The sequence below is a fragment of the Streptomyces rishiriensis genome (genome assembly GCF_003112535.1).
Taxonomy (GTDB): Bacteria; Actinomycetota; Actinomycetes; order Streptomycetales; family Streptomycetaceae; genus Streptomyces; species Streptomyces rishiriensis.
On the sequence record NZ_BEWA01000010.1, the window covers coordinates 205051 to 212162 of the forward strand.

Consider the following 7112-nt stretch of genomic DNA (forward strand, 5'->3'; position numbering starts at 1 on the left):
TGTCCAAGTCCTCGATCGACGAGGCTGTCGACTTCCCCCACTCCACCCGCACTTCACGCGCTGCGGCCTCGCCCTGGCCGGCGGCGCCGTGCTGATCTCGACCGAGGGCGTCAACATCGCCACGGTGAAGCTCGCCGCTCTGGCGCTCGCCCTGGCCACGGGAACGGTGGCTGCGATGGCGCGTACCGTCGTCGGCCGGAGCGGACCGCAGCACGGCATCCTCGTGACCTCGGCCGAGGCTCCCCTGCTGTGGAACCACGTGGTCCTCCTGGCCGCGGAGGTCGGCACGCGGCCGCCGCACGAGATCCGCGTGACGGCCGAACCCAACGCATACGTCGTCGAGCACACGAGGCTGCTGGGCCTGGTCCGCGGCAGGCGTTGCGTGTGCGTGGGGGCGCCGCTCCTCACCGCCCTGCCGGTGCAGAGTCCCACCGCTGTCCTGGGGCACGAGCTGGCTCACTTCTCCCACCTGGACACGCGGCTCGCGGTGGTCACCTACGGCGGGCGAGATCTACTGGCCCGGGTCGTCGACGCGGTCCCGCCGGGAGCACCACATCGGCTGGTCCTCCAGGGATACCTCCACCTGTACTCGCTGGTCTCCTCTTCCGGGCTGCAGCGTCAGGAGTTTCTGGCCGACCGCTGCGCGGCGCGGGTCACCGACCCTGGCACCGCGGCCGCCGCCATCGAGAAGGTGCACACGGCCGCGGCCGACTGGCAGCGCTTCGTCGGCGACCACATGAACCCCGCACGCACCGGACGCGCGCCGGCCGGGATCCTGCCGGCCTTCGGACGGTTCCTAGCAGCGGGCGGCTCCGGCCCTGCCGCCTGGCAGCCCGCGCCCCGGCCTGCGACATGGGACACGCACCCGCCGCTGGCCGACAGGATCGAGGCACTCCTGTCCGACGCTCTGCCCGCCGACGCCACCGAAGTGGACTCCGGTGGTCGGCCCATCGACCGCCCGGGCTTCCGGTCTCCGGCAGCAGCGGGGCTATCCGATCCCACTGAGCATTCGTCAGTTCATGCCGACGCACCATGGCCGACTCCTGCCCGGAACGGCAGTAGATCCACCATCCAGGCAAGAGCCATCAGACACTGCCTAGTAGGGCTTGGTCAGGTTCGTAGTGGTGTGGGTATGTCGCGGTGGCAGGTGGGGCAGGCTCCGGCCCAGGTGGCGAGGAGGGTCTGTGGTTCCCGGACGACCTGGTAGAGGCTCAGACCTGCGCCGCTTCTTTTGGGTGGTGTGCCAGCCGTTGCAGCGTGCAGAAGGCGTGGGCGGCGGAGACGAGGGTGACGTGGTGATGCCAGCCGCCCCAGGTGCGGCCTTCGAAGTGGGCAAGTCCCAGGGCCTGTTTCATCTCGCGGTAGTCGTGCTCGATGCGCCAGCGCAGCTTCGCCGGCCGCACCAGCGTGGACAGCGGTATCCCGGAGGGCAGGTTCGACAGCCAGAACTGCACGGGTTCGCTTTCGTCAGCGGGCCATTCGGCCAGCAGCCACCGCTCGGGCAGCTCAGGATCGCCGCCCATCTTGCGGATGCCGCGTCCGGCCGGGCGGATCCGCAGGGCGACGAACCGCGAGTACATGCGCTTGAAGCCACTTTGGCCCTTGCCCGGCCGGGAGCCTTCCCTCCAGGACGCCGGCCGCGCGGCCGTCCGGCCGGCGGCGATGACCAGGTCCTTCATGGTCTGCGCGGGCTCGGGGTACTGCATGGCCGGTGGCCGGCCGGTGCCCACGTAGGCGGGCTGGACGGGCCGGGCGCTGGCCGGATGAGCGGTGTGGCGGGAGGAGATGCCCACCGCATAGGGCAGGTTGCGTTCTTCCAGGCCGTGGCGGAAGGCGGCGGCATCCCCGTAACCGGCGTCCGCGACGACCAGGGGAACATCGATGCCCCACGACCGGGTCTCATCAATCATGTCCAGGGCCAGCTGCCACTTCTCCACATGCCCCACCCGGTCGGGGACGCCGCAGCGGGTGCGGCGGGCGATCTTGTCCGGGTCCGCCTCCGGGGAGGCCGGGTCCCAGGACGCGGGCAGGAACAGCCGCCAGTTCACCGCGGCCGAGGCGTGATCCCGGGCCAGGTGCAGCGACACGCCGACCTGGCATTTGGTGACCTTGCCCGCGGTGCCGGTGTACTGCCGGGACACGCACGCCGAGGCGTCCCCGTCCTTCAGGAAGCCGGTGTCGTCGATGATCAACGCCTCCGCCCCGATCGCGTCCTGCATCCTCCAGGCCAGTCGGGCCCGCACATGCGCCGGATCCCACGGGCTGGAGGTGATGAAGTGCGCCAGTGCCTGCCGGTTGCCGTCCTCACCGAGGCGGGCCGCCATCGGTTCAACCGACTTGCGCCGCCCGTCCAGCAGCAGCCCCCGCACATACGCCTGCCCCCACCGCCGCTGATCCGCACGGAAGAACCCGTCGAACAGTCCACCGCGCTCCCGCCGAGGTGGAGGCTTCCGCGATCCTCGACCGAGCGGATCTCACCGTCGCCGTCTCACCACAGTCGGGTGCCCGGTGCTCCCTTGAACGGCCCACGCACCTCTGCGGTGATCCAGCCGCCGTAGAAGTCCCCCTCCTGCGCCGTCACCTCCTCCCCGTCGACCGTGCAGCGGTCCACGCGGCTCGGGTAGAAGGCGAGGAAGCCGACGAGGGGTGCGTAGCCGGGCTCGGGACGGGGATAGCTCCACGCGGCGCGAGCACGTACGTCATCTCCCCGGACGACGTCCCAGTACCGGGCCGACCCCTTCCATTCGCACCAGGTCCGGCCCGCGACCGCCGGGAACAGAAGCTCCGTACGGACGTCCCGCGGCGGGATATAGAACACGGGGGGATGGCTGGTCTCCAGGACCCGGATGGCCCTGCGGGTCTCGGCCACCACCTGTCCTGCGCACTCCACCCGCACCACACGGTCGTCCTCCCGCATGACGGGCGGCCTCGGGTAGTCCCAGACCGACTCGGGCGTCCGCGGGGCGGAACGCGGCACGGGTGGTTCTTCCAGTCGGTCCAGATACACCTCGTCCTCGTAGCACCAGGCCCATTCCCGGTCACGTGCCAGGGTGCGTGCGACCGGGTGTGCGCTGGAGTCGAAGTGGCCCGTGGCGTGCGCGCCGGGAGAGCTGTCGCTGCAGCCCACGTGGCCGCACGTCAGGCACAGCAGCAGATCAGCCGGTGCGCTTCCGCGCGCCGCGCAGGACGCGCACGTCTCACTCAGCGGGGGCGGGTCCGCCGTCCAGGCGTGGGAGCAAGGTTTACCCGCAGGCCGTCCGCCATCGGGCCGGGGTGCCCATCTCGTCATCGGTGATCACCAGCCTGTGCAATCGATACCACGCTTCTCAGCAGCGTCGCGCCCCTGCCTGCGCCCTGTCGGTCACGCTCTCTCCTCTGTGGTTCTCGTTCTCCACACGGTTCGCCCCGACACCGCACAGCAGATGCAGCCCACCGGACAATTCGTCGCCAGCGGTGACCGTCCGCGCCGGCAGCGTGCGCCACCCGGAAGTGACCATGGTCGACATCGTCCGAGAGGCAACCGACCGCGTCGGCCCGCGCGACCCGGACCTTGCCATCGTGCAGCTGACCGAGCTGACCAGGCCACACTGACAGAGGACGCCTACGACGACGGCTTCCACATGTACGACGACACGCTCCTCGTCGTGGTCACCGGCATGAAGCAGCAGCTCAAGGAGCGCAGCCCGGCCGGGGCGATCTTCCGACGCTTAGGCCGCTCCCACGCCCGGACGCTTCTGGAGACGACCGGCGGCTCCCGCCCGGAAGCCCACCACGCCCGTCGGCAGGCCGCGTACGCAGCCCGTAAACGGGAGGACAAGCAGCAGCCGCGCTGCCGAAGGCGGAAGGCCGAGCGGGAAGCCCGCCGTCCTGTGTGCGCCGGCTGCGCCAGCCGGCGCACCGATGCACGGTGGAAGGCCATCGAGCCTGCCGGATGGGGCGCCCCGCGCGGGACCCACCCACACCTGTGCGGCGACTGCAAGCAGCGTGCCCTTCGCTGCCGAACGCCAGGCCGCACACACCCGGCCCGAGCACCTGGATCACGCCGACTTGGGCGATCTCCTCGGGCCTGGGGCGGCGGTCCGCGCGGGCGAAGCAGCAGGCGCGGGCCTCGCACCCCTGGTCGGCCACGCGCTGGATTACACCGCGCCACTGCTCGAAGCTCCCCTTGTGCGGTCGCGGCCCACCGGTACGGTCGGTGACCGGGAAGAACCGGGCGATGCGCCGGGCGCAGGCTTCTGCCAGCAGTCCGAAGGCCGTGGTGGGTGCCGCTTCCACCTGCCGGGCGAGCAGGGTTCCCGCTGTGTCGCCGATGTGGAGTTTCATGTTGCCGGCACTTTCCAGAAGCAGACGACGGCTTCGTCCAGGTCCTTCGTCTGCATGGCTGCCTTCGCCTGCGAGACCAGCGCGCCGAGTGCCTGGTCGCCGTCCCGGCCGTGCAACTCCTCGCATCTCTCTGCTATTTGGCCGTACATGCGCCTTGCGCGCGAGGGCTCGCCGTTCCCTTCGATCTCCGCGGCCGCCGCGACCAGGTCCTCCAGGCCGTCGTGCCCCCGCTCGTGGCCGAAGGGCAGCCCGCCAGCGAGTTCCGCATGGCGCCCGCGGGCGATCCTGGTGAGTTCGTGGCCGCCGCTGAGCTCTCCCTCAGCGGTCTTCAGCATCCGGGTGTAGGTGCGCAGCGCGGCGGCGTTGTCGCCGGCCTGCTGCTGCCAATGGCCCTTGTCGCAGGGCAGGTTGAGCGCGGCCTCGGTACGGCCCTCCTGCTCGGTCGAGCGGTGCGTCTCCTCGTGACGGCGTACGGTTTCTTCGGCCCGCCCTGCCCGGCCGCGCCAGTGGGCGAGCTGGTGGCGGGCCAGTCCGGTGTCCTGATGCCGGGGTCCCTGGAGCCGTTCGCGGTCGGAGAGGAGCTGTGTGAACAGATACACCGCGCCCTCCGCGTCGCCCGACTACTCAGCCCAGTGGGCGAGTTGATGCCACACTGCCTCGACAGACCGACGGGGGGAACGGGACGGCCGGCCGAGGCCTGCGGCATCGGCGACCACGGCGCCATGCTGGTCCGGCCCGACCACGTGGTCGCCTGGCGCACCACTCGGGCCACCCCGTGCCCCACAGCAGTTTTGGCCGAGGCCACGAGACGGGCCCTGCGGCCCACCCGTGCCGCAGCATGACCGGGCAGCGGCACTGACGAGGCGACGCCCGCACCTTCGCCGGCTTGTGTCCGGCCGATGCAGGTCGGGATGCACGGAGAATCAGTGGAGGACGATCTGCACGGCTCGGTCGACGGCTTCGGATCCGCCGGGTCCCGCCACGGGGGGTGCGGGGCGCGGATCCCGCCAGGGTCCTTCATGAAGGCGCGAGGCTAGTCATTCCTCGTGAAGGTGCCGAGGCCGGTCGTGTCCAGGTTCTCGACCCGGACCTTGTCGGCGTGTCCGCCGGACCCGACGGTAAAGGTCACGCCGGACAGGCCGACGGACATTTCGCCGGTGGTGCTGTAGCTGAAGGTGTCACCCTCGTAGTGGCGCAAGGCAAACCGTTGCTTCTTGGGCCCGAGTTGCATGGTGAGTTGGCCCCGTTATGTTTTCCGCGGTTCCGCAACGGGGCCGCTGGCCTCCGGGCCCGGCATGACTGTTGCCCCCTGTCGAACGGATGACCTGGGGGGTGGTGTCACCGGGCCCGGGAGGTGCCGTCGGAGACGCTGATGAGAGGTCCGGCCACCGCCCGGTCCGGCGCACTGCCGGACAGCTCGCGAGCGGCAGGTCTGCATAACGTGGATGCGCGCGTACGACACCGAAGCCGAGGCCGGCACCGTCAACACCCTGGGAAAGGCGCGATGTTCGACACCGAAGACGTGGGCGTGTTCCTCGGCCTGGACGTCGGCAAGAGCAGCCATCACGGCCACGGGCTGACCCCGGCCGGGAAGAAGGTCTTCGACAAGCAACTGCCGAACAGCGAGCCAAAACTGCGGGCCGTCTTCGACAAGCTGACCGCGAAGTTCGGCACCGTGCTGGTGATCGTGGACCAGCCCGCCTCCATCGGCGCCCTCCCGCTGACCGTCGCCCGTGACGCGGGCTGCCAGGTCGCCTACCTGCCCGGACTCGCCATGCGCCGGATCGCCGACCTCTACCCGGGCGAGGCCAAGACCGACGCCAAGGACGCCGCGGTCATCGCCGACGCCGCCCGCACCATGCCGCACACCCTGCGCTCGCTGGAACTGACCGACGAGATCACCGCCGAGCTGACCGTGCTCGTCGGCTTCGACCAGGACCTCGCCGCCGAGGCCACCCGCACGTCCAACCGGATACGCGGCCTGCTCACCCAGTTCCACCCCAGCCTCGAACGCGTCCTCGGCCCTCGCCTGGACCACCAGGCCGTCACCTGGCTCCTGGAGCGCTACGGCTCCCCGGCCGCCCTGCGCAAGGCCGGCCGTCGCAGACTCGTGGAACTGATCCGGCCCAAGGCGCCGCGCATGGCCCAGCGGCTGATCGACGACGTCTTCGACGCGCTCGACGAACAGACCGTCGTCGTGCCCGGCACCGGCACCCTCGACATCGTCGTGCCCTCCCTGGCCGCCTCGCTCGCCGCCGTCCACACCCAGCGCCGGGCCCTGGAAGCCCAGATCAACGCCCTGCTGGAGGCCCACCCTCTTTCCCCGGTCCTGACGTCGATGCCCGGCGTCGGCGTCAGGACCGCCGCCGTCCTGCTGGTCACCGTCGGCGACGGCACCAGCTTCCCCACCGCCGCCCACCTCGCCTCCTACGCCGGCCTGGCCCCGGCCACGAAGTCGTCCGGAACCTCGATCCACGGCGAACACGCACCCCGAGGCGGAAACCGTCAGCTCAAACGGGCAATGTTCCTCTCCGCCTTCGCCTGCATGAACGCCGACCCCGCCTCCCGCACCTACTACGACAAGCAACGAGCCCGCGGCAAAACCCACACCCAGGCCCTCCTCCGCCTGGCCCGCCAACGCATCAGCGTCCTGTTCGCCATGCTCCGAGACGGCACCTTCTACGAACCCCGCATCCCTGAGGACGTCGAACTCGCCGCATGACCCCCACAAGTCACACCACCCCAAACCGAACCTGGGTGCCTTGACGAAAGACATAGAGGCACCCCCC

8 protein-coding genes are annotated in these 7112 nt (G+C 70.6%); 4 read left to right on the plus strand and 4 right to left on the minus strand.

The features are described from left to right. Positions 1-88 precede the first annotated feature (88 nt). Positions 89-1207 (plus strand): M48 family metallopeptidase, encoded by a 1119-nt coding sequence (locus tag Sri02f_RS18550; protein ID WP_159106734.1) that lies wholly within the window; start codon positions 89-91, stop codon positions 1205-1207. Positions 1208-1211: 4 nt separating this feature from the next. Here the strand turns inward: Sri02f_RS18550 and Sri02f_RS18555 are convergent, their stop codons facing one another. Continuing rightward, positions 1212-2420 (minus strand): IS701 family transposase, encoded by a 1209-nt coding sequence (locus tag Sri02f_RS18555; protein ID WP_109002414.1) that lies wholly within the window; start codon positions 2418-2420, stop codon positions 1212-1214. A gap of 68 nt (positions 2421-2488) precedes the next feature. Further along, a complete protein-coding gene (locus tag Sri02f_RS44110; protein ID WP_109002415.1) occupies positions 2489-3289 on the minus strand; it encodes a DUF427 domain-containing protein in 801 nt (266 codons plus the stop codon). A 2-nt stretch (positions 3290-3291) separates the two neighbouring features. On the opposite strand from Sri02f_RS44110, the gene Sri02f_RS42245 reads away from it, so the two are divergent. Further along, positions 3292-3591, plus strand: coding sequence for a hypothetical protein (locus tag Sri02f_RS42245; protein WP_218029881.1), 300 nt, complete (start codon positions 3292-3294; stop codon positions 3589-3591). Between the two features lie 728 nt (positions 3592-4319). Here the strand turns inward: Sri02f_RS42245 and Sri02f_RS18565 are convergent. After that, positions 4320-4922, minus strand: a complete 603-nt coding sequence (locus Sri02f_RS18565; protein WP_109002416.1) for a hypothetical protein — start codon at positions 4920-4922, stop codon at positions 4320-4322. A gap of 45 nt (positions 4923-4967) precedes the next feature. Between Sri02f_RS18565 and Sri02f_RS44115 the strand changes: the two genes are divergently transcribed. Beyond that, the gene (locus Sri02f_RS44115) at positions 4968-5165 is read left to right on the plus strand and encodes an aromatic-ring hydroxylase C-terminal domain-containing protein (RefSeq protein WP_359445999.1); all 198 of its coding nucleotides are present in this window, start codon (positions 4968-4970) and stop codon (positions 5163-5165) included. Positions 5166-5356: 191 nt separating this feature from the next. Here the strand turns inward: Sri02f_RS44115 and Sri02f_RS18575 are convergent, their stop codons facing one another. Then, positions 5357-5554 carry a hypothetical protein gene (locus tag Sri02f_RS18575; protein ID WP_507772817.1) on the minus strand — a complete coding sequence of 66 codons (198 nt, stop codon included), beginning with the start codon at positions 5552-5554 and terminating at the stop codon, positions 5357-5359. Positions 5555-5827: 273 nt separating this feature from the next. Here Sri02f_RS18575 and Sri02f_RS18580 point away from each other — a divergent pair, with 273 nt between their 5' ends. After that, entirely contained in the window at positions 5828-7045 is a 1218-nt protein-coding gene (locus Sri02f_RS18580; protein WP_109002418.1) for an IS110 family RNA-guided transposase, read from the plus strand. The last annotated feature ends 67 nt before the right edge of the window (positions 7046-7112 follow it).

Bases quoted from the DNA above. Each gene is read 5' to 3' on its own strand.
- Sri02f_RS44110 (WP_109002415.1), bottom strand. From the start codon at position 3,289: ATGACGAGATGGGCACCCCGGCCCGATGGCGGACGGCCTGCGGGTAAA.
- Sri02f_RS44115 (WP_359445999.1), top strand. From the start codon at position 4,968: ATGCCACACTGCCTCGACAGACCGACGGGGGGAACGGGACGGCCGGCC.
- Sri02f_RS18575 (WP_507772817.1), bottom strand. From the start codon at position 5,554: ATGCAACTCGGGCCCAAGAAGCAACGGTTTGCCTTGCGCCACTACGAG.
- Sri02f_RS18580 (WP_109002418.1), top strand. From the start codon at position 5,828: ATGTTCGACACCGAAGACGTGGGCGTGTTCCTCGGCCTGGACGTCGGC.